Below are 25,173 nucleotides of genomic sequence, written 5' to 3' on the forward strand. Positions count from 1 at the left end.
AAGCAAGTTTGAGGCCGGGGGCAAGCCACGAGTTGCCATCACCGCAGGGGATTGTGCCGAACAGGCCAAATGGGGCTGGACACCCGGCGGTGCCTGGCTCAGGCTGCGGCCATGCCACATGACGACCACGACCACCCGCACGCTTTGCTGCCCCCGGACCCCGCTTTGCGCGTCAAAGCGCTCGAGACGATCCTGACCCGCAAGGGTTTGATCGATCCGGTCGCTCTGGACGAGATCATAGACACCTATCAGAACCGGATCGGCCCGCAAAACGGTGCGAAGGTTGTCGCCAAAGCTTGGTCTGACCCGGACTTCAAACGCGCCCTGCTGGACGACGCTACGCCTGTGCTCTCTGAGATGGGGTTTTATGGCCGGCAGGGCGAGCATATGGTCGTGGTCGAGAATACTCCCCGGACGCACAACATGGTCGTCTGCACCTTGTGCAGCTGTTACCCATGGCCGCTGTTGGGTATCCCCCCGGGCTGGTACAAATCTGACGCTTACCGCGCCCGAGCCGTGCGCGAGCCGCGCCGCGTCCTGGCTGAGTTCGGAGTTGAACTGCCCGAAGGTACCACGGTTCGTGTCTGGGATTCGACTGCCGAAGTACGGTATCTGGTCTTGCCCATGCGCCCAGAAGGCACTGACGGTTTGAGCGAAGAGGACTTGGCCGCGCTGGTCACGCGCGACAGCATGATCGGCACGGGTTTGCCGAAGGTGTCGGCATGACCCGTGTCCACGACATGGGCGGGCGGTTCGGTGACGGGCCGGTACGCCCCGAGCCTGAGGACGCGCCGGTTTTTGCCGAAGACTGGCACGCGCGGGCCCTTGCAGTGACGCTGGCTGCGGGCGCGTTGGGCCAATGGAACATCGACACTTCGCGCCATGCGCGGGAAAGGCTGTCCCCCAAGGACTATGCCCGGTTCAGCTATTACGAGAAATGGATTTCGGCCCTGGCCAACCTGTTGGTCGAGACCGGGGTTCTGCGGATCGAGGATCTGCGCGGGCAGGGCGTTGACGGGCCACATCCGCTTGCTCCGCGAAAGCTGCCGGCAGATGCGGTGGCCAGAGTTCTGGCCAAAGGTGGACCGGCCGATCGCCCGTCGAACATCCCTGCCGCTTTTGAGGTCGGCCAGACCGTTCGCACGCTGCGCCCTTCGGCCAATCGTCTTGTTGAAGGGGGGCACACGCGGCTGCCCGCATACGGAGCGGGCGCGACCGGACGCATTTTGCGGTTTCACGGCACACATGTCTTGCCGGACTCCAGCGCGCATGGTCTGGGTGAAGCGCCCGAGCCGCTTTATGCCGTTGCTTTTCCCGCGTCGGAACTGTGGGCCAATCCCGAACACCCGGACGACGAGGTGATTCTGGATCTCTGGCAAAGCTATCTGGAACCCGCATGAGCATCTGTCCCGATCACAACGCCCCAAGTCCGGTTTTTGAGAGCCCCTGGCACGCTCAGGTGTTTGCGGTGACGGTGGCGTTGAATGAGGCCGGCCGGATTTCCTGGAGCGATTGGGCCGCTCGGTTCTCCGAGACTTTGCGGCGCCACGGGCTGAACCGCGAGCTGGACGGGGGCGACGATTATTTCATGGCATGGCTCGAAACGCTCGAGTCCGTTTTGGCCGAGCAGGAAACGGCATTGCCCGAAGAAATCCACGAAATGCGCGCAGCTTGGGAGGAGGCGTATCTGAAGACGCCTCACGGAATGCCGGTGCGCGTGTAGCGCAAGTTGGCTTTCAAGGTGTTGCCCGTTCAGGGCCTTTTCCACGTGTGTTCCCGGCCAGATGAACAACGGCGCGGACTCCGTCCGGTGGCCATGATCCCCGACAAGAGCATTGAGCGTCGGCGCGATTGGTGGCTGCGGCGAATTACCGGTTTCCCTGTTGCCTGCGCCCCGCTATATGGGCCGGGTTTGGTAATTCAGCGCAAAAAGGACCGGATATGGCCAATGTGGTTGTTGTCGGCGCCCAATGGGGTGACGAAGGAAAAGGCAAGATCGTCGACTGGCTCAGCGAGCGGGCAGACGTGATCGCGCGTTTTCAGGGCGGGCACAACGCCGGGCATACGCTGGTCATCGATGGTGAGGTCTACAAGCTGCATGCACTGCCGTCTGGTGTGGTGCGTGGTGGCAAGCTGAGCGTCATCGGCAACGGGGTTGTCCTGGATCCCTGGCATCTGCTGAAAGAGATCGAAACGATCCGCGCGCAAGGCGTCGAGATCACACCTGAAACGCTGATGATTGCGGAAAACACACCCTTGATCCTGCCGATCCACGGCGAGCTGGACCGCGCGCGCGAGGAAGCAGCGAGCAAGGGCACCAAGATTGGCACGACCGGGCGCGGGATCGGCCCGGCCTATGAAGACAAGGTTGGTCGCCGCTCGGTGCGTGTGGCCGATCTTGCGGATGAGGCGACTCTCGAGGCCCGGGTCGATAGGGCGTTGCAACACCACGACCCGCTGCGCAAGGGTTTGGGTATCGACGCCGTGGATCGTGACGCACTGATCGCCCAATTGAAGGAAATCGCGCCGCAGATCCTGCCTTTTGCGGCCCCCGTCTGGAAAGTGCTGAACGAAAAGCGCAAAGCGGGCAAGCGCATCCTGTTCGAAGGCGCTCAGGGTGCATTGCTGGATATCGATTTCGGTACGTATCCGTTTGTGACCTCGTCGAACGTGATTGCAGGGCAAGCGGCGACGGGCGTGGGGATTGGTCCGGGGTCGATCGACTTCGTTCTGGGTATCGTGAAGGCCTACACTACCCGTGTTGGCGAAGGACCGTTCCCGACCGAACTGCACGACGCCGACGGGCAGCGACTGGGGGAGCGCGGACATGAATTCGGCACCACGACAGGCCGCAAGCGGCGCTGCGGCTGGTTTGACGCCTGCCTCGTGCGGCAAACCTGCGCCACAAGCGGCGTCAACGGAATTTCATTGACCAAGCTCGATGTTCTGGACGGGTTCGAGACGCTGAAAATCTGTGTCGCTTACGAACTGGACGGCAAGCGTTTGGACTATTTGCCGACGGCTGCGGATCAGCAGGCGCGGTGCACACCGATCTATGAAGAAATGCCGGGCTGGAGCGAGTCCACCGAAGGCGCGCGCAGCTGGGCAGACTTGCCGGCAAACGCCATCAAATACGTTCGCCGGGTGGAAGAACTGATCGAATGCCCGGTGGCGCTGCTGTCTACCAGCCCGGAGCGGGACGACACCATCCTGGTGACCGACCCGTTTGCCGACTGATGGCAGGCGCGGACAAACCCGGCCTCAGCTACAAGGCCCGCAGACGGTGGTCACTGGTTCTGTTGCTGGTGGGGCTGCCGCTTTACATTGTGGCGGTGGTCACCATCGTGAACTGGCTGGACCGACCATCAATCCTGGTCGAACTGCTGGTCTATGTGGTTTTGGGTGTTCTGTGGGCGCTGCCATTCAAATTTGTGTTTCGTGGCGTTGGCAAAGAAGACCCGGATCAAGATCAGCAATAGACCAGACCGTTGTAAGAAACCTGCCGACGTGACAGGCTTGTCCGAAAAACAGTTTCGAAAAGCACACGTCGGCAGGTGGATCCTTGATGAAAAATGCTGTTTTGGTCACATTGACCAGCCTCTCAACCCTGAGTTCGGGTGCCGTCTGGGCTGATGATTGGGAACTCGTCATTGCCCCTTACCTCTGGGGGCCGGATTTCAGAACCTCGCTGGATATTGGGCCGAACCCTCCGGTTGATGGCAGCAAATCCATCTTCGACATTCTAAACAGCGCATTCCTGATCGCGGGCGAGGCCCGGAAAGGGCGTTGGTCGATCGGAGGCGAGTTCAACTATCTGAATTTGGGCGACACCGTTTCCATCGGACCATTCAGCAACGCCGCGAGCTGGGAGCTGGACGGGATAATGACCTCGCTCGCGGGCAGCTACGCGGTGGCAGAGGACAGCCAGTCCCGAATTGAGGTGCTGGGCGGGCTGCGCCATTGGGATCTTGATCTGTCGACAACCGTGGCCGGTTTCCCGGCAAGCACTGACCAAAGCTGGACAGATCCAATCATCGGGGCGCGATACTCTCGTGCGCTGAATGAGCGGTGGAAACTTGCGGCCATGGGCAACATCGGTGGTTTTGGCTATGGGTCGAAATTCCAGTGGGAAGCCCTCGTTCAAGCCAATTGGAGCTGGACCGAGACCATCGATGTTGCAGCCGGCTACCGTCATCTGAGCGTTGATTTTGAGGACGGCCGCAACGTTGTCGATCTTATACTGACCGGCCCGTACGTGGCGTTGGCGTTCAAGTTCTGAGCTTTCACGCAAAATGCAAAAAAGGCCGGAGAGGATCTCCGGCCTGTCTTGGGCAGTTGGGGGGTCTTGTCAGCCCGCGGCGCGCTTGTCGTCGGGGCGGAAGCCGATCTGGTTCGAGGCGGCAAAGCGCCCTCCGCCGGCTTTTTCGATCTTTCCATCGCGCAGAAGCTGGCCGAACGAACGCAAGCTTTCTTCGCGGTTGAACTCATCCTGCTTGAGTGACCGCACCTTGTTCATCAGCTGCGGACGCGAGAACTGCTCCTGACCTTCGATGAAAGACAGGTAGGCCGCCGCCGCCTCCAGCAGGTCGGGCAGGGATTGTGCGCCCTGCTCCTGAGCGAAATGGGCAAAGCCGCCTTCTTCGGATGCGTCGTCGTCTTGTGCTGCGGTCACGCGGCGTGGGGTGACCGGACCGGCGTCCGCGTCCTGCGTATCGATGCGCTGCTCGGCAACCAGCTTGAGCGGCGCGGCCGTATCCGACTCGGGGCGCATGCTGGTGACATGGATTTCGGGACGACGGGGGCTGACGACCGAGGCCAGGTCTCCACGATATTTCTGGTTTTCGTCCTCATCCGCATCGCGGGCCTTGCCGCCTTCAGCTTCGGTTGCTGCCACAGCTGTGCGCAGGTGGGAATAAGTTTCCCGCTTGTCCGAAGTGGCCGGGTCGTCCATTTGGGCGTCGGCCTTCTCCATCAGGCGCAACACGTCCGAGTCCACGTCCTGAGGCTTGTTTGCGTCGCGTTTCGAGCGCGCATCCATTTCCGCTTCGATTTCCGAGATCTCACCCAGGATGCTCTCTTCGTCTTCGGCAGTCAGGACGCCGTCTTCCGTGAGTTCAGAGACTTCCTCATCGGCATCTTCGGGCTGATCACCCAGAATGTTGAGGATGTCGTCAGCCTCGGGCTCCGAGTCGGTGTCCTCTTCAAGATCAGCAAAGAGAATCTCGGACGAGGCTTCTTCATCACTGGCGGCCTGGTCGTCTTCGGACGTTTCTTCCGCCGCGGCTTCCTCAGCCTCTTCCAGATCAGCTTCAACTTCCGGAGCATCCTCGGCGCCTTCATCAGCCTCCGCTTCGACTTCCGATGCTGCCGAGAATTCTTCTTCCGCTTCGAATTCGACCGCGGCCTGAGGTTCTTCCTCGGCCAGGTCGACAAACGGGTCCGTGGGCTGTTGTGTGGCTTCTACCGGAGCATCTTCCTGCATCACCTCTTCAGTTGAATCCAGATCTTCGGGGCTGAGCGCTCCGGCTTCGAATGCGGCCGAGATGGCGTCAATCTGGGGCTCGGGCGAGGCTAGAAAACCGCTGTCTTCGTCTTCGCTGTAGGCGGGGGGCGTCTGGTCATTATGCGAGACGACCGCGCGGATGCGCTGCAGCTTGGCGGCGATGCTGTCGGCGCCTTGGGGGGCTGCGGATTCGACTGGCTCGGCATCGGCAAAGAATGCGGCAGCACCAGCCGCCGGTGCTGTGTCGACCACGCTCAGGTCAGGGCTGGCGGGCGCCGGTGTGCTGGCTGCGGGTGCGGGTTGTTGCGGGGCCGCATCATGGGCTTCATCCGTGGCGCGCAGCAGCAGTCCGGTGTCGTTCTGCTTGGCTTCCACACGGCGCGAAGCGTCACGCTGAGCGATACGGGTCAACATTTCTGCGTCTGGTTGCGGAGGCTCGGAGCCGAAATACCTGTCATCCGCAGCAAGATCGCGGAAGTATTCGGCAATCGCCTTCATCGTCTCAAAGGAATCGTCAAAGCCTTCCAAAGTGCATGAGAAGGTTCCGTAGGAAACGGTCAATACCTTGTTGTTCTGTACCATCAGACGCACGTCCTCTACAAACTACACAGAGCCAACCCGCGCGACGCTGGGCGCGTCTGTCAGCTCGAACCTGTTCTAAAGAACCTATCATTTTGTGGTCTCAATGTGTCCAAAAGCGGGAAAAATGGTCAATCTTGGAAAAAACGGCGAAATTGTTCATTCCAAAAGACCAATTGCCCTGTTCGGAGGAGGGGAAATCGGCCCCGATGACCTGAATCTGGCGCTGAATCGCGTCAACGGCGCTGTTGCTGCGGATGGCGGGGCCGCCGCGTTGATCGATTCGGGGCGCGTTCCGGATGCGGTAATAGGCGACTTCGATTCGTTGGAACGCGCCTATCTTGCACTGATACCAGAGGACCGTTTGTTTCCGATCCGGGAACAGGACAGCACTGATTTCGACAAGGCCTTACGCAATATCCGCGCGCCGCTGGTCTTGGGCGTCGGGTTTCTCGGAGGTCGGCTGGACCACCAACTGGCGGTGCTCAATACGCTGGTTTGCCACCAAGACAGGCCGTGCGTCCTGCTGGGCGCACGCGAAGTGGTCTTTCACGCCCCGCCCAGCATATCACTGTCGCTCACGCCGGGCGACACAGTGTCATTGTTTCCATTTCAGCGGGTAACCGGACGCAGTTCGGGGTTGGAGTGGCCGATCGACGGTCTGGTACTTGAGCCGGACGGACGGGTCGGAACATCGAACCGTGCGCTGGCTCAGGTAACCCTCGAGGTCGACGGACCCGGGTTGCTGGTCATGGTGCCGCGCGACGCTCTTGATGCTGTCATGCGGGCGTTTGCGTCGGCGCAGACCGGGCGCTGGCCCGCTCGCGCAGGATGACATAAAGCCCGGCCGCGATCGTGATGGCGATCCCCAGGGCCGCCGGGCCGTTTGGCAGATCGTGAAAGATGAGCCAGCCGATCAGCGTCGCCACCGGAATCTCCAGATATTGCATCGGCGCCAGCGTTGCCGAAGGCGCGAACCGCAGCGCCCATGTCATCAGCAGATGTGCCACGGTTCCGAGAACACCGATGGCCAACAGCAACCAATGAGCGTTGTCTTGCGGCAGGGTCAGTGCCAGATCCGGAAGACCCGTCAGGGCCCCGATCGCAAGCACTGGAGCCAGGACCGCGGTGGCCAGCAGCCCGGACACGGCCTGCAGGGCAATCGGATCGGTTTCTTTGGCAATCTGCCGGGTCACCAGCATGAACAGGGCAAAGACGACAGCCACGATCAGCGGCAAAAGGGCCGGAGCACCAACCTCGGCAAAGCTGGGCTGGATGACCAGCAACGTGCCAGCAAAGCCGACAATGCAGGCGATCAGACGACGATGCCCGACTTCTTCACCCAGCACATACTTGCCCAGCAGCAGCATGATGAATGGCATGACAAAGGCGATGGCGACGGCATCGGCCAGCGGCAGATACTGCAGCGCACTGAACATCGCTGCGATTCCGACAATGTGCAGCAGAGTGCGCAGCACGGTCAGCCGCAGCACGCGCCCGCGCATTCGCCAGGTCCGACCCGTCAGCGCCACCAGCGGAATCAGGATGGCCGCCTGCACCGCAAAACGCACCAGCACAAGAACGCCAAGCGGAGTGGTTTCTCCCAACAGCTTGGCCAAGGCATCGCCCAGCGGTGCAAGCACGCAGAAACCAAGCATCAAAACGATGCCGAAGACGGGACGATCCTGTGTCATGGGCGTGACGCTAGACGTTTCCCGCAGAATGGGAAAGGCCCGTCGTCAGTCCTCGGGCAAGGGCTGAACCTTTGTGTAGTCCGGACCGAGGCAAGTGGGCAGCTCGTCACCCAGTTCGAGCCACGTCAGTTTCTCTTCATAGGCGACATGCAGCGTTGGCCGCAGGGCTTCGGGGTTCTCCAGTGTCGCTACATAAAGGTGCAAAACGTCGGACATCGTAGTGGATCGGAACGAGATCGGCGTTCCGCAATGCGGGCAAAAGCTGCGCTCGACACCGGGGGAAGAGTTGAACCGCTTCGGTTCCTCTCCGGTCCAACGCCACTGACCGTCGCGCACCCCAAAATATGTGGTCATCGGCGCGGCACACTGGCGGCGGCAGCTGTCACAATGGCAGGAAACACAAGACAGGACCGGAGGGTCGACCTCGAACCCGATTCTGCCGCACAGGCAATGTCCACGCATTGAGCTGCCCTCCCTGTTTGTTCCCTCAGCAGTTTGGCACGTTGACGGCCAGTCCGCCCAGTGAGGTTTCCTTGTACTTTTCGTGCATGTCATGGCCGGTCTGGCGCATGGTCTCGATCACCGCATCCAGCGGCACGAAATGCTGCCCGTCTCCGCGCAGGGCCAGCGACGCCGCCGAAACCGCCTTGATCGCGCCCAGCCCGTTGCGCTCGATGCAGGGAACCTGCACCAGCCCGGCGACCGGGTCGCAGGTCATGCCCAGATGATGCTCCAGCGCGATCTCGGCGGCGTTTTCCACTTGTTCCGGTGTGCCGCCCATCACTGCGCAAAGACCAGCCGCGGCCATTGCGGCCGCGCTGCCGACCTCGGCCTGGCAGCCAGCCTCGGCACCCGAGATCGACGCGTTGTACTTCACCAGACCGCCGATGGCGGCGGCGGTCAGCAGGAAATCCTCGATATGGCTTTCCGATGCGCCGGGAACGTGGTCGAGGTAATAGCGCAGCACCGCGGGCAGCACGCCCGCCGCGCCGTTGGTGGGGGCGGTGACGACCTGACCGCCGGCGGCGTTTTCCTCGTTCACCGCCATCGCATAGACGCTCATCCAGTCGTTGATCGTGTGCGGCGCATTCAGGTTCATGCCGCGCTCGGCCATCAGGGCGTCGTGGATCGCCTTGGCCCGGCGCCGCACCTTGAGGCCGCCGGGCAGGATGCCTTCGGTGCTCAGCCCGCGCTCGATACAGGCGTTCATCACCTCCCACAGGCGGGCCGTGCCCTTCGCGAAACTGTCGGCGCAGCCGCGCGCGATCTCGTTGGCGCGTTTCATTTCGGCGATGGTCTTGCCGCTGCTGCGCGCCATTTCCAGCATTTCGGCGGCGGTCTTGAACGGGAAGGGCACCGGCGGGCCGTCATTGGTGTCCTTGCCTTCGGTCAGTTCCTCTTCGGTCAGGACAAAGCCGCCGCCGACCGAGTAATAAACCTGCCGCAAGATCACGTCGCCCTGCGCGTCGGTGGCCATCAGGATCATGCCGTTGGCATGGCCGGGTAGGGTGTTGTCGTAGTCGAAGATCAGATCGGCCTTTGGGTCGAACTGAAGGGTTGGCAGACCCTCGGGTGTGACAGTGCCGGTTTCGGCAATTGCGGCCAGTGCCGCTTCGGCACGGCCGTGGTCATAGCTGTCGGGGACAAACCCAGCCAGCCCCAGGATCGTGGCGCGGTCCGTGGCGTGGCCGACGCCGGTGAAGGCCAAAGATCCATGCAGAGACGCGCGCAAGCCAGCGAATTCGAATGGCGAGGCGCGCATCAGATCGAGGAACCGCGCAGCCGCCACCATCGGCCCCATCGTGTGGGACGAGGATGGGCCAACGCCCACTTTGAACATATCGAAGACGGATAGAAACATGTCTGGTCGCTGAGCCTTGTGGCGAGTTGGCGGCCGGGCCGGTTTGAAGCGCCCGAACCGCTAGGAAACTGTATGCGCTTTATTTACACAACCGAGCCGACCACTGAAGATTTGATTGCGACGTTTCCGATGGGAAACGCGTATTCGTGTATCGATTATTGCGCCGGTCCCGCGGATTTTGGGCCTCGCAGTCGGGCAGGGCTTTCCGTATAAGTTCCCCAAAGAACTGAGGGGAAGCCGCTATGACAGCAGAGTTGTCACCCATCGACCGGGCCAAGAGTGTCGCCGCCTATCGCGCGGCCGAGATGGTCGAAGACGGGATGCGCGTGGGTTTGGGTACCGGATCGACCGCGGCATGGTTGGTGCGTCGTCTGGGAGAGCGGGTGCGGGACGAAGGTCTGCGGATAAAAGGCGTTCCGACGTCGACGGCTACGGCGCAGCTTGCGCGCGAGGTCGGGATCGAGGTTGTTTCGCTGGATCAGGCGGGTTGGCTGGACGTGACGATCGATGGCGCCGACGAGTTCGACGGCGAGCTGAACCTGATCAAGGGCGGCGGCGCGGCGTTGCTGCAGGAAAAGATCGTGGCCACGGCCAGCGACCAGATGATCGTGATCGCCGATGCAGGGAAAGAGGTCGAGGCGCTGGGCGCGTTCCCGCTGCCGGTCGAGGTCATTCCCTTTGGCTGGCAGACCACGCGCACGCTGATCGAGGAGTTGCTGGACACGATGGACGTGCTGGGCACGTCGGCGACCCTGCGGATGAACAGCGAGGCGCCGACCGTGACGGATGAGGGCAATCACATACTCGACCTGCACCTGCAACGCATCGGCAACCCGAGGCAACTTGCACTGGTGCTGAACCAGATACCGGGGGTGGTCGAAAACGGGCTGTTCATCGACATCTGCGACAAGGTCGTGATCGGCCACGGCGACAGCCGGGTCGAGCTGCGCGATTTCAACAGCGGTACGATCGAGCTGGATCGGTTGGGCGACGAACACGACAACCTGTTTTCGGACCTGGCCGACTGAGCCAACCGCGCACCCGGCTTCACAGCGGTGTGCGATTTCCGGGCCAAGGGGTTGGCACGATCATTCACGCCCCCAAATACTCAGGGCAATTTCAGGCAGGCTGACAAAAGGAACGCGGCATGAGCTTTGACTATGATCTTTTCGTCATTGGAGGCGGCTCGGGCGGTGTCCGCGCGGCGCGTGTGGCGGCGGGCGAAAACGGCGCCAAGGTCGCGCTGGCCGAAGAGGACCGCTATGGCGGAACCTGCGTGATCCGCGGCTGCGTTCCCAAAAAGCTGATGGTGTTCGCCAGCGAATACGCGGGAATGGTCGAGGACGCTCGTGCCTATGGTTGGGATATTCAGCCGGGCGCTTTCGACTGGCCGCAGTTCCGCGGCAAGCTGCATGCCGAACTCGACCGGCTGGAAGGCATCTATCGCAATATCCTCAAGAACAACGGCGTCGAAACCTTTGACCAGCGCGCGAAACTGCTCGATCCGCATACGGTCGAGCTGGCTGACGGAACTCGAAAGACCGCCAAGCACATTCTGATCGCCACCGGCGGGCGCCCCGTGGTGCCCGAATTCCCCGGCTCAGATCTGGCCATCACCTCGAATGATATCTTCCACCTTGAGAAACTGCCCGAGACCATGCTGATCGTCGGTGGCGGCTATATCGCCTGCGAATTCGCCGGGATCATGAACGGCATGGGCGTCAAGACCACGCAGTTCTATCGCGGCGCGCAAATCCTGCGGGGTTTCGACGACGAGGCGCGCGGCCTGATCTGCGAAGAGATGTGCCAAAACGGGATCGATGTGCATCTGGGCACCAATGTGCTCGAAATGAAAAAGCAGGGCGACAAGATCTGGGTCAAGGCGACCAACGGGTCTGAACAGCTGTTCGATGTGGTTATGTATGCCACGGGCCGGGCGCCGAATGCCGATGATCTTGGCCTTGAGGCGCTGGGCGTCGAACGTGGCCGCAAAGGGCAGATTGTCGTGGACGAATACAGCCAGACCGCGGTGCCCTCGATCTATGCCATCGGGGACGTGACCGACCGGGTAAACCTGACTCCGGTCGCCATCCGCGAGGGCATGGCCTTTGTCGAGACCGTATTCAAGGGCAACCCCACCCCGGTGGATCATGAGCTGATCCCGACCGCGATCTTCACCCAGCCCGAGATGGGCACCGTGGGCCTGAGCGAAGAGCAGGCCGCCGAGCAGGAGCCGATCGAGGTTTACGCGACCTCGTTCAAGCCGATGCAGAAGGCGTTCGCAGGCGGCACGCAACGAGTGTTGATGAAGCTGATCGTCAGCCAGGCCACCCGCAAGGTGCTGGGCTGTCACATTGTCGCCCCCGGCGCGGGCGAAATGATCCAGTTGGCGGGCATCGCGGTCAAAATGGGCGCGACAAAGGAAGATTTCGATCGCACGGTTGCGGTTCATCCGGTGATGGCCGAAGAACTGGTAACCATGCGGCAACCCGTGCGTACCGCTTGATTTGCAAGCGCGCGCACACAGGTTACAAGTGATCCCGTAAGCACACGGGCCAAAACAAGGGAAATGAAACACATGGCGGGCAACAGCGGAGGCCCCTGGGGGGGCGGAGGCTCATCCGGTGGCGGAGGAAACCGGGGAAACAATGGGGACGGGCGACGCCCGCCCGAAGGCGACGGGCCGCAGATCCCCGAGATCGACGAGTTGATGAAAAAAGGCCAGGAGCAGCTGCGCGTGCTGATGGGCGGGCGCGGCGGCGGTGGCCGAGGCGGCAACGGATCCGGTCAGGGCGGCGGTGGCGGCCCGGCGATTACCAAGGGCACGATCCTGTTGGGCGGGGTTGCCGCCTTGGTTCTGTGGGGTTTTGCCAGCGCCTATACGGTCAAGCCCGAAGAGCAGTCGGTTGAGCTGCTGTTCGGTCGCTTTACCGGAATCGGCACCGAAGGCCTGAACTTTGCCCCGTGGCCTGTCGTCACGGCCGAAGTCATCCCGGTGAAGGTCGAACAGACCGAAACCATCGGATCTGGCGGTCGCGGTTCGGACGCCGGTCTGATGCTGACGGGCGACGAAAATATCGTCGATATCGATTTCCAGGTGGTCTGGAATATCTCGAATCCTGCGGACTACCTGTTCAACCTGCGCGACCCGAAACAAACTATCCAGGCCGTGTCTGAGTCGGCCATGCGCGAGATCATCGCGCAGTCGGACCTCGCGCCGATCCTGAACCGCGACCGTGCTATCATCGCCGAACGGCTTGAGGAACTGATCCAGTCGACTCTGGACAGCTACAACTCGGGTATCAACATCGTCCGTGTGAACTTTGACGGCGCCGACCCACCGGAACCGGTAAAGGATGCCTTCCGCGAGGTTCAGTCGGCTGGACAGGAACGCGACCGGCTGGAGAAGCAGGCCGATGCCTATGCGAACCGGGTTTTGGCCGGCGCGCGTGGTGAAGCCGCGCAGGTGCTGGAAGAGGCCGAAGGCTATCGGGCACAGGTCGTGAACGAAGCTCAGGGTGAGGCCAGCCGGTTTGGCGCGGTTCTCGAAGAATACTCGAAAGCTCCGGATGTGACCCGCAAACGTCTGTACCTTGAACGGATGGAGCAGGTTCTGGGCGACGTGGACAAGATCATCTTGGATGACAGCGCAACAGGCCAGGGGCAGGGCGTCGTGCCTTATCTGCCGCTGAACGAACTGCGCCGCAACTCGGGTGAGGGGAACTAAGACATGCGTAAATCAACCTTTCTCCTACCTGCCATTTTCGTGGTTATTGTGATCGCCCTCTCAGCGATCTTCATCGTGGACGAGCGTGAAAAAGCGCTGGTTCTGCAATTCGGTCGCGTGATCGACGTCAAGGAAGACCCGGGCCTGGCCTTCAAGATTCCGGTCATTCAGGAGGTCGTGCGCTACGATGACCGTATTCTAAGCCGCGAGGTCGGGCCGCTGGAAGTCACGCCGCTGGATGACCGCCGCCTGGTGGTCGACGCCTTCGCGCGCTATCGGATCACCGATGTGCGGCAGTTCCGTGAGGCCGTGGGTGCCGGTGGCATCGACACAGCGGAGCAGCGTCTGGATTCGATCCTGCGCGCCAAAACCCGCGAGGTTCTGGGTTCGGTAAGCTCGAATGACATTCTCAGCTCGGACCGGGCGGCGCTGATGCTGCGCATTCGCAACGGCGCGATCGCCGAGGCCCGCGATCTGGGCCTTGAGGTGATCGACGTTCGCCTGAAACGTACCGACCTGCCGCAGGCCAACCTCGAAGCGACCTTTGCCCGGATGCGCGCCGAGCGGGAACGCGAGGCGGCCGACGAAGTGGCGCGCGGTGAAGAAGCTGCACAGCGGATCCGTGCCCAGGCTGACCGGACCGTGGTCGAACTGGTCTCCGAGGCCCGCCGTGAGGCGGAGATCGTTCGCGGTGAGGCTGATGCCGAACGGAACGCGATCTTTGCGGAAGCTTATGGCAAGGACCCGGAGTTCTTCGAGTTCTACCGCTCGCTTTCGGCCTATGAGAACGCTCTGAAAGGCGGCAACAGCTCGCTGGTGCTCAGCCCGGATTCCGAGTTCTTCAACTACCTCGGATCTCCACAAGGCCGTTCGGCGCCCGCCGCGCCGGCCTCCCAGTAATGGGTATGATCCTGCTGGCCTTCGGGCTGGTGTTGATTGTCGAGGGGCTGGCCTATGCGCTGGCCCCTTCGCTTGTCGAGCGGATGCTTGAGGCCTTGCGCAGCATTCCCGAGCCGGCCCGCAGACTGGTCGGACTTCTGTGTGTGGTCAGTGGCTTCGTCCTGTTGTGGACGGCCAATCGGCTGGGGTTTTGATCGGTTGGAGTAAACTGGCAGTGAATTCCTCAACTTCCCGAGTTGCGGGCGGTCACAAACTGACTACATTGTTTCCCAGCAAGCTGCTCAGGCAGCCACCAACAGAACAATGTCGACAAGGAGAGACCAAGTGCAGGCAGTAGCACGCAGTGTATCCGTCCGCCGGGACGATGTGGTGACGATGGCGCGGCTTTTGTGGCTGGCCTTTGCCGCGGTTTCCCTTTTGTTGCTCCAGACGTTGGCTGCACAGGCCCGTCAGGAAAGCCTGGCGCCGCTGGTCAACCGGATCAGCCCGGCCGTGGTCAACATCACCACGACGACCCTGATCGAGGGGCAGTCGGGCGCGCAGGGGATCGTTCCCGAAGGGTCCCCCTTCGAGGACTTTTTCCGCGAGTTCCAGGACCGCAATGGCGACCAGGACAATCGCCCGCGCCGCAGCAATGCCTTGGGATCGGGGTTCGTGATTTCCGAGGATGGCTACATCGTCACCAACAATCACGTCATCGCAGAGGCGGATGAAATTCTGATCGAGTTCTTCCCCGGCGATGGTCAGCCGGTAAAAGAGCTGCCGGCCAAGGTCATCGGAACGGATGAGAAAACGGACATTGCGTTGCTCAAGGTCGAGGCGTCGGGTCCGCTGAAATACGTCACTTTCGGCGACAGCGACACAGCGCTTGTAGGGGACTGGGTGGTTGCCATGGGCAACCCGCTGGGGCAGGGGTTTTCGGTATCTGCCGGGATCGTGTCGGCGCGCAATCGCGAGCTCAGCGGTTCCTATGACGACTATATCCAGACGGATGCGGCCATCAACCGGGGCAACTCGGGCGGTCCTCTGTTCAACATGGACGGTCAGGTCATCGGTGTGAACACCGCGATCTTGTCGCCGAATGGCGGGTCGATCGGTATCGGGTTCTCGATGGCGTCGAACGTGGTGTCCAAGGTTGTCGATCAGTTGCGGGAATTCGGCGAAACCCGCCGCGGCTGGCTGGGTGTCCGCATTCAGGACGTGACCGAGGATATGGCCGAGGCGATGGGCCTGGACAAGCCGGGCGGCGCGCTGATCAGCGATGTGCCGGACGGCCCTGCCAAAGAAGCGGGTCTGCTCGCAGGGGATGTGATTCTCAGCTTTGATGGTGTCGAAGTGAAGGACACGCGTGGATTGGTGCGGCAGGTCGGTGAGACGCCGGTCGGCAAGTCCGTGCGCGTGGTCGTTCAGCGGGACGGCAGCACTCAGACCGTGCTTGTCACTCTGGGGCGTCGCGAGGATGCCGAGCGTGCGGAAACCGGCGATGATGATGGTGCGGAAGAGGCGCCGCTGGACGAAAATGCCGACATTCTTGGCCTGACGATTTCGCCGCTGACCGACACGTTGCGCGAAGATCTGGGTCTGGACGCGGACGCGGATGGTCTGGTTGTGACGGATGTGGATGAAGCCTCCGAAGCCTACGCCAAGGGCCTGCGGGCAGGCGACCTGATCACCGAGGCTGGTCAGCAGAAAGTGTCGTCGATCTCCGATCTCGAGGATCGGATGGACGAGGCTCGGGAGGCGGGGCGCAAGTCCCTGCTGCTGCTGGTGCGCCGTGGTGGCGATCCGCGCTTCGTTGCGCTGAGCCTTGAAGAGTAGGACAGCCAGTTTGGTCAAAATGATCGGCCGGGGCAGATGCTCCGGCCGATTTTCGTTTTGGCTGCAGAAATCAAAAGAGCCACACGCCGGGGAGGCGCGTGGCTCTGGTGCAGGGAGATGCCAGTGGACAGATATCGGGGATGATACTCTGGCACCCTACGGTAACAATTCATTACCTAATGGAAGCGAATCCCGTTGTATGTGAAGCGGATCACATCCGGGCCATTTTCCGGGCAGCAGGTCAGATCAGATCGGATTCGGCGAGTTGGCGCAGGGCGTCAAAGTCGTGGATCTGCAGCCCACCGCGTGAAGCCTCAACCACGTTCGAGCGTTTCCACGTCGAGATCGTCTTGGATACCGCCTCGCGCGTCGCGCCGACGAATTCCGCTAGCTCGCTCTGCGACAGGGCGATGCGTTCGGACGGCGCGTCCTGCTGGTTGGCCAGAAGCAGAAGCTTTCGCGCAAGTCGCACAGGCATCGGCAGGAACACCTGCTCGTTCAACTGCGCCCCCATCCAGCGCATGCGCAGTCCGGCCAGCCGGATCATGTCCTCGGCCAGTTCGGGGTGCTTGCGGATTTGTTCCATCAGATCCTTGCGGCGCACGCGCAGTACACGCGACGGCTCGGCTGCGGTGATGGTGGCGGTGCGCGGGCCGCTGTCGAAGAGGGCGATTTCACCGAACACTTCGCCCGGGCGCATCAGGCTGAGCGCCAACTTGCGCCCGCTCATGGCCAGGAAGGACACCTCCAAAGCGCCTTCCAGCAAAGCGTAGAGGGCGTCCCCCTCGTCGCCTTGTTCGAACAAGACCTCGCCGCGGTCCAGCGAGACAGAAGTGGCTAGCGCAGAGAGCATATCACGAAGCCGGTCTGAAGCTTCGGACAGGAACCCGCTGTTCGGAAAGGCGGTCATGGAAGACACGGTTCTCCGGATGAGTGGTGTGGGTGGTTTCCCAGCTTTCCACAGCTTTGGAGCTAAGCCAAGGATTTTATCCGGTTTTCCTAATGTTTCCCCAAGGTCCGCCGGCCCGTGTCAGGGACGCATTACTGCTTGTCCGGATCGTCCATATAGCTTTGCAGGATGCTGAATTGCAGCATCAGGAACCCCATCAAAGCGATCGGAAAGCCAAAGGTTTCGATCTTGACCCACAAATCGGTGGACAGGGTGCGCCAGACCAGTTCATTGGCCACCGCCAGCACGGCGAAACAGGCGCAAAGGCGGCGGGTCAGGATCATCCAGCCCTCGTGGCGCATGGGCAGCATTTCGTCCAGCACATAGGCGAGGTAGGATTTGCCCTGCAGCAGACCAATGCCCAGTATCAGCGAGAAGAACCCGTAGACCAGCGTCGTCTTCATCTTGAAGAACCGCTCGTCGTTGAACCAGGCGGTCAGGCCACCGAAAAAGATGACCATGATGGCCGTGAAGATCTGCATCCGGCTGAGCTTGCCGGTCAGATACCACAGGATGCCCATCGCCCCCAGCATCAGCGGAACGAAGATGATGGTGGCCACGATGAAGCCGGAATATTCGGTGCCGCCGATCAGAAAGCTGTCGTCGCGCAGGCCCAGGTAGATGAAGAAGAAGGCCAGCGGTGGTCCCAGTTCCAGCACCTGTTTCAGAAACGGATTGATCTCTTTCTTGTCTGCCATGCCTGTCGTCCTGCTGTTCACCCGCCCATTTCAACTATTACCGCGCCCAATGCAATCAATGCCATCAGGATTATGCGCCGAGGCCCCACGGTCTCTTTCAGGGCCAGCCAGCCGATCAGGGCGGCAAAGACGGTCGAGGTTTCGCGCAGCACCGCGGCTTCGCCGACCTTGTCCAGCCGGGTGGCCAGCATGATCGCTCCGAAAGACATGGGGGCGATCAGCCCGCCTGCAAGCCCCCGCAGCATCAACGGCCCGATTGCCGGACGGTGAACCATCGCCCGCCAGCGCAGGAAGGCGTAGATCGGCATTGTCGCCCCGTCGATCATGAAGAACCAGGCCAGAAAGGTGAACGGATCGGCCGTGGCGCGGATGCCGTAGGCGTCATACGTGGTGTAGAGCGCCACGAATAGGCCGGTTGCAACCGCAAGGGCCAATGCGATGCCTAAAGTCTCGCGGTTGGTTTCCAGGAAGCGGAAATTGTAGGCGGCCAGCCCGAAGATGCCGGTCAGCAGCACGGCAACGCCCAGCCATTGGGTGGGCGAGAAGGTTTCATTGAACAGAAGATAGGCGCCGATGACGGTGAACAGCGGGCCGGTGCCACGCACCACCGGGTAGACCACGGTGTAGGACCCCTTGGTATAGGCCATCGCCTGCAGCGTCTTGTAGGCGACATGGATCAGCCAGACCACGGCGAATATCGGCCACATGAAAGGTTCGGGCCAGGGCACGACGAAGAACGCAAAGGGCGCGGCCATCAGGCAATAGCAGGCGTCGATCGCCCCGCGCGACAGCCAGGGGTCATGCCGACCCTTCTGCAGCGCGCCGAAAACCGCGTGTAGGAAGGCCGCCATAAGGGCGAGGCCAAGGGCCAGCCTGTGTCCGGCCTCGGTGCCTTCGAGGGAGATCAGCCAGTCGCTCACGCTGCGGGTCTTTCGCTGGTGGAGAGGCTGGGGGTTTTCCACCCCCAGACCCCCGAGGATATTTGGGGCCAGATGAAGGTCAGTTGGGGGCGAGTCCGGTCAGGGCGGCGGCGAATTCCTCGGGGTCGAAGGGGGCCAGATCGTCGATCTGTTCGCCGACGCCGATGGCGTGGATCGGCAGGCCGAACTTGTCGGCCAGCGCCACAAGCACGCCGCCCTTGGCGGTGCCGTCAAGCTTGGTCATGACAAGGCCCGAGACATCGGCCAGCTTGCGGAAGGTGTCCACTTGGCTGAGCGCGTTCTGGCCGGTGGTGGCGTCGAGCACCAGCAGGGTGTTGTGGGGCGCGGTTTCGTCGATCTTGCGGATGACGCGGACGATCTTGGCCAGTTCCTCCATCAGATCGGCGCGGTTCTGAAGGCGGCCGGCGGTGTCGATCATCAGCAGGTCGGCGCCTTCGGCTTGCGCCTTGGTCAGGGCATCGAAGGCCAGCGAGGCAGGGTCGGAGCCTTCGGGCGCGGTCAGGACCGGTACACCGGCGCGGTCGCCCCAGACCTGCAGCTGTTCCACGGCGGCGGCCCGGAAGGTGTCGCCCGCAGCGATCACCACTTTTTTGCCGGCGGCCTTGAATTGGCTGGCCAGCTTGCCGATCGTCGTGGTCTTGCCCGAGCCGTTGACGCCCACCACCAGCACCACCTGCGGGCGCTTGGGGTAGAGGGGCATCGGTTTGGCGACCGGCTCCATCACGCGGGCGATTTCCTGCGCCAGCAGTTGCTTGATTTCCTGGGTCGAGAGTTTGCGGCCATAGCGCCCCTCGGCCATGTTGGCGGTGACGCGCAGGGCGGTGTCGACACCCATGTCCGACGCGATCAGCAGTTCTTCGAGCTGTTCGAGCATGTCGTCGTCCAGCGTGCGGCGCACCACCGGCCCGGAATCGCCGCGACCGAAGAGACGCCCGATCAGGCCCTTGGACTGCGCCTGTTCCGGCAGTTCCGGCGGAGGCGGTGCGGGGGGTGGGTCCGCCGGCTCGGGCGACGGTGTCTCGACCGGTTGCGGTGTGAGCGCGGGTTCGGGGATTTCCGGGACAGGTTGCGGCTCGGGCTCAGGCTGGGGGATCACCGGGTCAGGGGCGGTGGTTTCTTCGCCGCCGTCCTCGACGATTGCCTCAAGCCCCTTTTCGAGGCGGGACGAGGATTTGAACAGCCGGTCCTTGAGCTTGGTAAAAAACGCCATCTTGGTCTCCGCAGGTGTCCCCTTCACCTAATGCGGAATGGCGGCAGTTGCAAAGGGTCAGGTGAAGGCCAGGAAAAAGCCGAACTGCGCACCCCAGTACAGCGGCCAGACCAGATAGGGCGTCAGGCGCAGAGCTGGGTGTCCCGGCGGCAGCAGGAACCTTTCGGTTGCCAGGATCAGGTCCGAGGCGATGAAGGCCATCGCGGCCGGCAACGCCCATCGCAGCGCTCCGGCCTCGGGCAGGGCCAGAACGGTGATGCCCATGCCCAGAATGATCGGGATATAGGCCAGGACCGGTCCGCGCAGATCACCGGCCCGCTGGGCCAGCAGCGTGGCCATCACGATGCCCAGAATGACCAGCGTCCAGGCGTATCCGGGTTTGTCCAGGATCAGGTCGGTGTCGCTTGACGGATGCGTCAGGAACAGGGCGATGTATACCAGATGCCCGGCGGCGAATGCCCCGATGCCGGCCATGAAGGTGCCGTCGGTTTCGCGCGACAGAAGGGCGTCGCCCAAGGCGCAGAGAGACAGCGCCAGGATCAGAAGCAGAGGGCCGGACTGCACCGCGGCCTCGACCGCCAACAGGGCGACGCTTGCGGTTTTCAGCGCCGTGCGTAGCAGGCTGGCCGGACGGGCCGTCAGGGCCAGGTAGGCCAGGGCACAGGCCAGCGCTGCGAGTACGAGTATCGTCATGTCCTGCCTTCCGATGGCTCCGATGCGATTCAGTGTCGCCGCGAACTGAGTTCACGCTCAACCCATAACGTTGGGGCAGGGCGTTCCAAGATTGGCGCGCGGCCGTGGCATCTGCCAGAATGAAACGATGTGGATACGTTCGTTGATTCTCGGATCTTTGCTGGCCCAGCCGGTCGTCGCGCAGTCTCTGTCAGGGGCAGAATTCGATGCCTATACACGCGGCAAAACCCTGTTCTACGGCTTCGGTGGAACGACCTATGGCGTCGAACGGTATTTGCCCAACCGGCGCGTAGTCTGGTCGTTTTTGGATGGCGACTGCAAGGAGGGCATCTGGTACGAACAGAACGGCCAGATTTGCTTTGTTTACGAAGATCGCACCGACCCGCAATGCTGGGTCTTTACCCGCTCGTCCCAGGGGTTAATCGCGCAGTTCGAGGGCAACCCCGAAGCCACCGAACTGTACGAAGCAGCCGACGTCGACGAAGATATGATCTGTTACGGACCCGAGGTCGGCGTCTGAACGTGGGTCTTCGTCAGAACAACGATCCTTGATCCGGGGCCGGTGGCTTGGACGGTTTGTTGGCGGTCGGGGTTGTCCCGGACAGCGGTTCGGTCTTCAATTCTCCATCGGCAAACTCGATGGTCAGTGCAGCGTGCTTGCTGGCTTGCGCCTTTGTGGTGACCACGCCGCTTTCGGAATGCACCACGGCGTAGCCGCGTTGAAGCGTGGCTTTGTAGCTGAGCGTCTCGCGCAACCGGTCAGTCGCATCTAGTTGCTGGCGGAGCCGGTCCACCCGCAGAGTCTGCGCGGCCGTCATGCGCTGGGCCAGTTGGTTGACTCGGTCGCGCTGCTGCTGGATGTCGCGTTGGATCGGGCGGATCGACAGGCGCGAGGACAGGTTGCGCAGCGTGTCGCGCCGCGCGGCCACGAGGTTGCGCAACGTTGACGGGCGCAGGTGCCCCGACAGTTCCACCACCTGCAAGCGGCGGTTCTGCACACCGCGTTGCAACGCCGGGGCCAGACGATCGGCAATAAGGTCCAGTCGCTGGCGCGGCCCGTCTAGCAGGGTCTCGGGGCGCGGCAAGGCGCGCGATAGATCGCGCAGGCGTTGCGCCCGGCGTTGTACCGCGTCGGTGGCCGCGCGGGACAGGCGCGCGCCCTGTTCGCCGGTCCAGGCCAGCAGCTCCATCCGTACCGGCACCGCCAGTTCGGCGGCGGCTGTGGGGGTCGGCGCGCGGCGGTCCGAGACATAGTCGATCAGGGTTGTGTCTGTTTCGTGCCCCACAGCCGAGATCAGCGGGATCTCGGACGCGGCGGCCGCGCGGGCCACGATTTCCTCGTTGAAACCCCACAGATCCTCGATCGAGCCACCGCCACGGGCGACGATGATCAGGTCGGGGCGGGGCAGTGCGCCGCCGGGTGTCAGGCGGTTGAAACCCTGGATGGCGTTGGCGACCTCGGCCGCGCAATTGGCGCCCTGCACGGCCACGGGCCAGATCAGCACCTTGCGCGGGAAGCGGTCGCGCAGCCGGTGCAGGATGTCGCGGATCACCGCGCCCGAGGGCGAGGTGACGACGCCGATGATCTGCGGCAGGAAGGGCAGGGGTTTCTTGCGCTCGGGCGCGAACAGGCCTTCGGATTCGAGCTGTTTCTTGCGCTTTTCCAGCAGCGCCATCAGCGCGCCTTGCCCGGCTACGGCCACCTCGTCGACGTTCAGGTTGTATTTCGACTGCGCGCCAAAAGCGGTGAGGCGGCCCGTGACGACGACTTCGAGCCCCTCTTCCGGCACCACCGACAGGCCCGAGATCTGGCCTTTCCACGTGGTGCAGGCCAGCACGTTCCGGTCGTCCTTGATGTCATAGTACAAATGCCCCGAGCGCGCCTTGAACACGCGCCCGACCTCGCCCCGCACGCGGATTCGGCCAAATGTGCCTTCCAGCGTGCGTTTCACCTCGCCCGAGATCTCGGACACGGTGTATTCGGGGGTATTCTGGCCGGGAATCGGATCGTCAAGCAGGTCGGACATTTCAGCGCCTTGTTTCGGTTGCCCGCGCAGCTTAGAACGCCGCGCAGGCAAGGCCAAGCAGATCGGAGACTTTCATGAACATCCTCATTCTCGGCAGCGGCGGGCGCGAACACAGCCTGGCCTGGGCGGTGATGCAGAACCCCAAATGCGACCGCCTGATCGTGGCGCCCGGCAATGCCGGGATCGCGCAGATCGCCGATTGTGCCGCGCTGGATATCGAGAATGGCGGCGCGGTGGTCGGTTTCGCCGAGGAAAACGCGATTGATTTCGTGATCATCGGCCCCGAGGCGCCCTTGGCCGCCGGGGTGGCCGACCGGCTGCGCGAGGCGGGCATCCTGGTGTTCGGTCCCTCGGCCGAGGCGGCGCGGCTGGAAGCCTCGAAGAGTTTCACCAAGGAAATCTGCGATGCGGCCGGTGCACCGACCGCCGCCTATGCCCGGTTCACCGAGGCCGAGCCCGCCAAGGCCTATATCCGTCAGCAGGGCGCGCCGATCGTGGTCAAGGCCGACGGTCTGGCCGCTGGCAAAGGCGTGATCGTGGCGATGGACGAGGCGACCGCGCTGGAGGCCGTGGACGACATGTTCGGCGGCGCCTTCGGCGGGGCCGGGGCCGAGGTGGTGATCGAGGAATTCATGGACGGCGAAGAAGCCTCGCTGTTCGTGCTGTGTGACGGCGAGAACATCCTGTCGGTCGGCACTGCGCAGGACCACAAGCGCGTGGGCGAGGGCGATACCGGCCTGAACACCGGCGGCATGGGCGCCTATTCTCCGGCTCCGGTTCTGAGCTCTGAGATTGAGGAGCGGGCGATGGAACAGATCGTGCGCCCGACGATGGCCGAGATGGCCCGGCGCGGCACGCCGTTTCAAGGGGTGCTGTACGCCGGGCTGATGATCAAGGACGGGCAGCCGAGGCTGGTGGAATACAACGTGCGCTTTGGCGACCCGGAATGTCAGGTGCTGATGATGCGGTTGGGGGCACAGGCGCTGGACCTGATGCATGCGGCGGCCGAAGGGCGGCTGGACGAGGCGCGGGTCAACTGGGCCGACGATCACGCCTTGACCGTGGTGATGGCCGCTCAGGGCTATCCCGGGGCGTATGAAAAAGGCAGCGTGATTAACGGGCTGGATGACTTGCCCGAGGACAGCAGCCATATGGTTTTCCACGCAGGCACCAAGGCGCAGGACGGGCAGGTTGTGGCCTCAGGGGGCCGGGTTCTGAACGTGACGGCGCGCGGAGCGACACTGCAGGAGGCGCGTGACAACGCTTATGCGATGGTCGAGGCCATCGATTGGCCGGGCGGCTTCCATCGCCGCGATATCGGGTGGCGGGCGCTTTGACGGTTTGAGGGCCCGCTGGTAAATGGGGGCTCGGCCGGCGGCCGCACCTTGGGATTTCTTGACCAGATGAATCCCCGGATCAGCAGTTCAGCGCGCTCATAAGGGCTTGTCGGTTTTTAAACGGGCCAAGATCCTGGGTTTGCCAGCCGCCATCGTAGCGGACGGCATTGATCCGGCGCCAATCGCCGCTGGCGACGATCAATTCAGGTTTGCCGTCGCAGGAGCGAAGCCCGCCTGAAATGAAATCCTCTCCGATCCGGTGGTTGGTCAGGCCGGGGAGCGCGGCGATTTCCGTCAGTTGGCCGTCGGCAAAGCGCCAGATGCGCAGGATTTTTGCCAAGTGGGGACGATCGACATAGGCAATTTCGATATTTCCGTCGCCGTCTAGGTCTGCCGCTCCGACCGGAGCTAGCCAGCGGAAACGGCTGCCGATATGCGGTGTCGCCGCCATGCGGCCCTGCGGGCCGTAGATGGCAAGGCGCGCGCCCTGTCGTGCGTCACTCTCCACCGCGATGACTTCTGGAAGACCGTCGCCCGTGACGTCGAACACGCGGGGCACGAGGTCTTCGAACACCAGATGATCGGGCAGCGCGAAGCTGCGGCGCTTGCCATTTGAAAGCGTGAGTTCAATCGAACCCCATTCGATCTGGTCACCCAGAACGCCGTGGGGATAGCGGTTGGTCGGATCCGTGTAGCGGGCGGTCGCTATGGTTTCGGCGGCCAAGGCAGGACCTGCCAGCCACAGGCATGCAGCCATCAGCGCGCCGCGCACCCGGCATGGCCAAAAGCGCACCGCCGGACGCGGCGCTTTGAAGCCGCAGCGCATGCCGCCGGACGAGCGGGGCATGCGTCGTCGCATCAGATCTGCTTTTCCGGCATCTGGACGACCAGCCCGTCCAGTTCGTCAGTCACCTTGATCTGGCAGGTCAGTCGCGAACGGGCCGGGTCGGGCTCGTAGGCGAAGTCCAGCATGTCTTCTTCCATGTCGTCCTTGGCAGGCAGTTTCTCGACCCAATCGGGATGGATGTAGACGTGACAGGTCGAGCAGGCGCAAGCGCCGCCGCAATCGGCCTCGATGCCGGGAATGTTGTTGTCACGGGCGCCTTCCATGACGGTCAGGCCGTTGGCGACCTCGACTGTGTGTTCGTTGCCGCCATGCTCGACATAGGTGATCTTTGCCATTGCTCGCGTCTTCCTTCTGCGGTGTTCAGGTTCCTCATTAGTCAAGGGATTTAG

27 protein-coding genes are annotated in these 25,173 nt (G+C 62.6%); 15 read left to right on the forward strand and 12 right to left on the reverse strand.

The features are described from left to right. Positions 1-111: 111 nt before the first annotated feature. The 6 genes from nthA (at position 112) to ACR0LD_RS02270 (ending at position 4,279) form a co-directional block, all read left to right on the forward strand. Complete coding sequence (gene nthA / locus ACR0LD_RS02245; RefSeq protein ID WP_170446662.1) at positions 112-726, forward strand: nitrile hydratase subunit alpha; 615 nt, start codon at positions 112-114, stop codon at positions 724-726. Next, complete coding sequence (gene nthB, locus ACR0LD_RS02250) at positions 723-1,400, forward strand: nitrile hydratase subunit beta (RefSeq protein ID WP_480635518.1); 678 nt, start codon at positions 723-725, stop codon at positions 1,398-1,400. Before nthA ends, nthB begins: the two co-directional genes overlap by 4 nt. Continuing rightward, entirely contained in the window at positions 1,397-1,723 is a 327-nt protein-coding gene (locus ACR0LD_RS02255) for a nitrile hydratase accessory protein (protein WP_480635519.1), read from the forward strand. The genes nthB and ACR0LD_RS02255 overlap by 4 nt, the downstream gene beginning before the upstream one ends. Before the next feature lie 218 nt (positions 1,724-1,941). Beyond that, a complete protein-coding gene (locus tag ACR0LD_RS02260; protein ID WP_170337852.1) occupies positions 1,942-3,237 on the forward strand; it encodes an adenylosuccinate synthase in 1,296 nt (431 codons plus the stop codon). Then, positions 3,237-3,479, forward strand: a complete 243-nt coding sequence (locus ACR0LD_RS02265) for a DUF2842 domain-containing protein (RefSeq protein ID WP_093962533.1) — start codon at positions 3,237-3,239, stop codon at positions 3,477-3,479. The genes ACR0LD_RS02260 and ACR0LD_RS02265 overlap by 1 nt, the downstream gene beginning before the upstream one ends. Before the next feature lie 86 nt (positions 3,480-3,565). Beyond that, complete coding sequence (locus ACR0LD_RS02270; protein WP_480635520.1) at positions 3,566-4,279, forward strand: porin family protein; 714 nt, start codon at positions 3,566-3,568, stop codon at positions 4,277-4,279. Between the two features lie 69 nt (positions 4,280-4,348). Here the strand turns inward: ACR0LD_RS02270 and ACR0LD_RS02275 are convergent, their stop codons facing one another. Further along, positions 4,349-6,085 carry a hypothetical protein gene (locus ACR0LD_RS02275; RefSeq protein WP_480635521.1) on the reverse strand — a complete coding sequence of 579 codons (1,737 nt, stop codon included), beginning with the start codon at positions 6,083-6,085 and terminating at the stop codon, positions 4,349-4,351. A 124-nt stretch (positions 6,086-6,209) separates the two neighbouring features. On the opposite strand from ACR0LD_RS02275, the gene ACR0LD_RS02280 reads away from it, so the two are divergent. Next, positions 6,210-6,917, forward strand: coding sequence for a thiamine diphosphokinase (locus tag ACR0LD_RS02280; protein ID WP_480635522.1), 708 nt, complete (start codon positions 6,210-6,212; stop codon positions 6,915-6,917). Here ACR0LD_RS02280 and ACR0LD_RS02285 read toward each other — a convergent pair. From ACR0LD_RS02285 to ACR0LD_RS02295, 3 genes are read right to left on the reverse strand one after another with little or no spacing between them, the layout of a single operon-like run. Further along, positions 6,862-7,776, reverse strand: coding sequence for a DMT family transporter (locus ACR0LD_RS02285; protein ID WP_170402210.1), 915 nt, complete (start codon positions 7,774-7,776; stop codon positions 6,862-6,864). The two genes, ACR0LD_RS02280 and ACR0LD_RS02285, sit on opposite strands and share 56 nt — an antisense overlap. A 45-nt stretch (positions 7,777-7,821) precedes the next feature. Beyond that, a complete protein-coding gene (locus ACR0LD_RS02290; RefSeq protein ID WP_480635523.1) occupies positions 7,822-8,331 on the reverse strand; it encodes a GFA family protein in 510 nt (169 codons plus the stop codon). Continuing rightward, on the reverse strand, positions 8,264-9,637 hold the full coding sequence (locus ACR0LD_RS02295) for an L-serine ammonia-lyase (protein WP_480635524.1): 1,374 nt from the start codon (positions 9,635-9,637) through the stop codon (positions 8,264-8,266). The genes ACR0LD_RS02290 and ACR0LD_RS02295 overlap by 68 nt, the downstream gene beginning before the upstream one ends. A 242-nt stretch (positions 9,638-9,879) precedes the next feature. Here ACR0LD_RS02295 and rpiA point away from each other — a divergent pair, with 242 nt between their 5' ends. From rpiA to ACR0LD_RS02325, 6 genes are all read left to right on the forward strand, one after another. Next, a complete protein-coding gene (rpiA, locus tag ACR0LD_RS02300; RefSeq protein WP_170358547.1) occupies positions 9,880-10,665 on the forward strand; it encodes a ribose-5-phosphate isomerase RpiA in 786 nt (261 codons plus the stop codon). A gap of 119 nt (positions 10,666-10,784) precedes the next feature. Next, the gene (gene gor / locus ACR0LD_RS02305) at positions 10,785-12,143 is read left to right on the forward strand and encodes a glutathione-disulfide reductase (RefSeq protein WP_480635525.1); all 1,359 of its coding nucleotides are present in this window, start codon (positions 10,785-10,787) and stop codon (positions 12,141-12,143) included. 72 nt (positions 12,144-12,215) lie between these two features. After that, positions 12,216-13,364: an FtsH protease activity modulator HflK gene (gene hflK, locus ACR0LD_RS02310; protein WP_170338334.1), complete on the forward strand. Its 1,149-nt coding sequence runs from the start codon at positions 12,216-12,218 to the stop codon at positions 13,362-13,364. 3 nt (positions 13,365-13,367) lie between these two features. Then, positions 13,368-14,264 (forward strand): protease modulator HflC, encoded by an 897-nt coding sequence (hflC, locus tag ACR0LD_RS02315; protein WP_170338336.1) that lies wholly within the window; start codon positions 13,368-13,370, stop codon positions 14,262-14,264. Beyond that, on the forward strand, positions 14,264-14,458 hold the full coding sequence (locus ACR0LD_RS02320) for a DUF2065 domain-containing protein (protein WP_093962522.1): 195 nt from the start codon (positions 14,264-14,266) through the stop codon (positions 14,456-14,458). Before hflC ends, ACR0LD_RS02320 begins: the two co-directional genes overlap by 1 nt. Positions 14,459-14,588: 130 nt before the next feature. Continuing rightward, entirely contained in the window at positions 14,589-16,082 is a 1,494-nt protein-coding gene (locus ACR0LD_RS02325) for a Do family serine endopeptidase (protein WP_390895962.1), read from the forward strand. Between the two features lie 241 nt (positions 16,083-16,323). Here the strand turns inward: ACR0LD_RS02325 and ACR0LD_RS02330 are convergent, their stop codons facing one another. From ACR0LD_RS02330 to ACR0LD_RS02350, 5 genes are all read right to left on the reverse strand, one after another. After that, the gene (locus ACR0LD_RS02330) at positions 16,324-16,992 is read right to left on the reverse strand and encodes a Crp/Fnr family transcriptional regulator (protein WP_170337872.1); all 669 of its coding nucleotides are present in this window, start codon (positions 16,990-16,992) and stop codon (positions 16,324-16,326) included. 131 nt (positions 16,993-17,123) lie between these two features. Next, the gene (locus tag ACR0LD_RS02335; RefSeq protein WP_480635526.1) at positions 17,124-17,729 is read right to left on the reverse strand and encodes an inner membrane-spanning protein YciB; all 606 of its coding nucleotides are present in this window, start codon (positions 17,727-17,729) and stop codon (positions 17,124-17,126) included. A gap of 17 nt (positions 17,730-17,746) precedes the next feature. Continuing rightward, positions 17,747-18,649, reverse strand: a complete 903-nt coding sequence (locus ACR0LD_RS02340; protein ID WP_093963009.1) for an EamA family transporter — start codon at positions 18,647-18,649, stop codon at positions 17,747-17,749. Positions 18,650-18,728: 79 nt separating this feature from the next. Next, positions 18,729-19,880 (reverse strand): signal recognition particle-docking protein FtsY, encoded by a 1,152-nt coding sequence (ftsY, locus tag ACR0LD_RS02345; protein WP_480635527.1) that lies wholly within the window; start codon positions 19,878-19,880, stop codon positions 18,729-18,731. Positions 19,881-19,937: 57 nt separating this feature from the next. Then, complete coding sequence (locus ACR0LD_RS02350; protein WP_480635528.1) at positions 19,938-20,573, reverse strand: lysoplasmalogenase; 636 nt, start codon at positions 20,571-20,573, stop codon at positions 19,938-19,940. A gap of 127 nt (positions 20,574-20,700) precedes the next feature. On the opposite strand from ACR0LD_RS02350, the gene ACR0LD_RS02355 reads away from it, so the two are divergent. Further along, on the forward strand, positions 20,701-21,093 hold the full coding sequence (locus ACR0LD_RS02355; RefSeq protein ID WP_170338349.1) for a hypothetical protein: 393 nt from the start codon (positions 20,701-20,703) through the stop codon (positions 21,091-21,093). Between the two features lie 13 nt (positions 21,094-21,106). On the opposite strand, the gene xseA is transcribed toward ACR0LD_RS02355, so the two are convergent. Beyond that, positions 21,107-22,600 (reverse strand): exodeoxyribonuclease VII large subunit, encoded by a 1,494-nt coding sequence (gene xseA, locus ACR0LD_RS02360; RefSeq protein WP_480635529.1) that lies wholly within the window; start codon positions 22,598-22,600, stop codon positions 21,107-21,109. Positions 22,601-22,674: 74 nt separating this feature from the next. Here xseA and purD point away from each other — a divergent pair, with 74 nt between their 5' ends. Then, complete coding sequence (gene purD / locus ACR0LD_RS02365; RefSeq protein ID WP_480635530.1) at positions 22,675-23,937, forward strand: phosphoribosylamine--glycine ligase; 1,263 nt, start codon at positions 22,675-22,677, stop codon at positions 23,935-23,937. A gap of 79 nt (positions 23,938-24,016) precedes the next feature. Here purD and ACR0LD_RS02370 read toward each other — a convergent pair whose 3' ends face one another. Next, complete coding sequence (locus ACR0LD_RS02370; RefSeq protein ID WP_480636266.1) at positions 24,017-24,763, reverse strand: FG-GAP repeat domain-containing protein; 747 nt, start codon at positions 24,761-24,763, stop codon at positions 24,017-24,019. 32 nt (positions 24,764-24,795) lie between these two features. Next, positions 24,796-25,119, reverse strand: coding sequence for a 2Fe-2S iron-sulfur cluster-binding protein (locus ACR0LD_RS02375; protein ID WP_170338356.1), 324 nt, complete (start codon positions 25,117-25,119; stop codon positions 24,796-24,798). Positions 25,120-25,173 lie beyond the last annotated feature (54 nt).

It is taken from the genome of Ruegeria sp. BF8 (genome assembly GCF_056538625.1).

Bases quoted from the DNA above. Each gene is read 5' to 3' on its own strand.
- nthA (WP_170446662.1), top strand. From the start codon at position 112: ATGCCACATGACGACCACGACCACCCGCACGCTTTGCTGCCCCCGGAC.
- nthB (WP_480635518.1), top strand. From the start codon at position 723: ATGACCCGTGTCCACGACATGGGCGGGCGGTTCGGTGACGGGCCGGTA.
- ACR0LD_RS02255 (WP_480635519.1), top strand. From the start codon at position 1,397: ATGAGCATCTGTCCCGATCACAACGCCCCAAGTCCGGTTTTTGAGAGC.
- ACR0LD_RS02260 (WP_170337852.1), top strand. From the start codon at position 1,942: ATGGCCAATGTGGTTGTTGTCGGCGCCCAATGGGGTGACGAAGGAAAA.
- ACR0LD_RS02265 (WP_093962533.1), top strand. From the start codon at position 3,237: ATGGCAGGCGCGGACAAACCCGGCCTCAGCTACAAGGCCCGCAGACGG.
- ACR0LD_RS02270 (WP_480635520.1), top strand. From the start codon at position 3,566: ATGAAAAATGCTGTTTTGGTCACATTGACCAGCCTCTCAACCCTGAGT.
- ACR0LD_RS02275 (WP_480635521.1), bottom strand. From the start codon at position 6,085: ATGGTACAGAACAACAAGGTATTGACCGTTTCCTACGGAACCTTCTCA.
- ACR0LD_RS02280 (WP_480635522.1), top strand. From the start codon at position 6,210: ATGGTCAATCTTGGAAAAAACGGCGAAATTGTTCATTCCAAAAGACCA.
- ACR0LD_RS02285 (WP_170402210.1), bottom strand. From the start codon at position 7,776: ATGACACAGGATCGTCCCGTCTTCGGCATCGTTTTGATGCTTGGTTTC.
- ACR0LD_RS02290 (WP_480635523.1), bottom strand. From the start codon at position 8,331: ATGACATGCACGAAAAGTACAAGGAAACCTCACTGGGCGGACTGGCCG.
- ACR0LD_RS02295 (WP_480635524.1), bottom strand. From the start codon at position 9,637: ATGTTTCTATCCGTCTTCGATATGTTCAAAGTGGGCGTTGGCCCATCC.
- rpiA (WP_170358547.1), top strand. From the start codon at position 9,880: ATGACAGCAGAGTTGTCACCCATCGACCGGGCCAAGAGTGTCGCCGCC.
- gor (WP_480635525.1), top strand. From the start codon at position 10,785: ATGAGCTTTGACTATGATCTTTTCGTCATTGGAGGCGGCTCGGGCGGT.
- hflK (WP_170338334.1), top strand. From the start codon at position 12,216: ATGGCGGGCAACAGCGGAGGCCCCTGGGGGGGCGGAGGCTCATCCGGT.
- hflC (WP_170338336.1), top strand. From the start codon at position 13,368: ATGCGTAAATCAACCTTTCTCCTACCTGCCATTTTCGTGGTTATTGTG.
- ACR0LD_RS02320 (WP_093962522.1), top strand. From the start codon at position 14,264: ATGGGTATGATCCTGCTGGCCTTCGGGCTGGTGTTGATTGTCGAGGGG.
- ACR0LD_RS02330 (WP_170337872.1), bottom strand. From the start codon at position 16,992: ATGACCGCCTTTCCGAACAGCGGGTTCCTGTCCGAAGCTTCAGACCGG.
- ACR0LD_RS02335 (WP_480635526.1), bottom strand. From the start codon at position 17,729: ATGGCAGACAAGAAAGAGATCAATCCGTTTCTGAAACAGGTGCTGGAA.
- ftsY (WP_480635527.1), bottom strand. From the start codon at position 19,880: ATGGCGTTTTTTACCAAGCTCAAGGACCGGCTGTTCAAATCCTCGTCC.
- ACR0LD_RS02350 (WP_480635528.1), bottom strand. From the start codon at position 20,573: ATGACGATACTCGTACTCGCAGCGCTGGCCTGTGCCCTGGCCTACCTG.
- ACR0LD_RS02355 (WP_170338349.1), top strand. From the start codon at position 20,701: ATGTGGATACGTTCGTTGATTCTCGGATCTTTGCTGGCCCAGCCGGTC.
- xseA (WP_480635529.1), bottom strand. From the start codon at position 22,600: ATGTCCGACCTGCTTGACGATCCGATTCCCGGCCAGAATACCCCCGAA.
- purD (WP_480635530.1), top strand. From the start codon at position 22,675: ATGAACATCCTCATTCTCGGCAGCGGCGGGCGCGAACACAGCCTGGCC.
- ACR0LD_RS02370 (WP_480636266.1), bottom strand. From the start codon at position 24,763: ATGCGCTGCGGCTTCAAAGCGCCGCGTCCGGCGGTGCGCTTTTGGCCA.
- ACR0LD_RS02375 (WP_170338356.1), bottom strand. From the start codon at position 25,119: ATGGCAAAGATCACCTATGTCGAGCATGGCGGCAACGAACACACAGTC.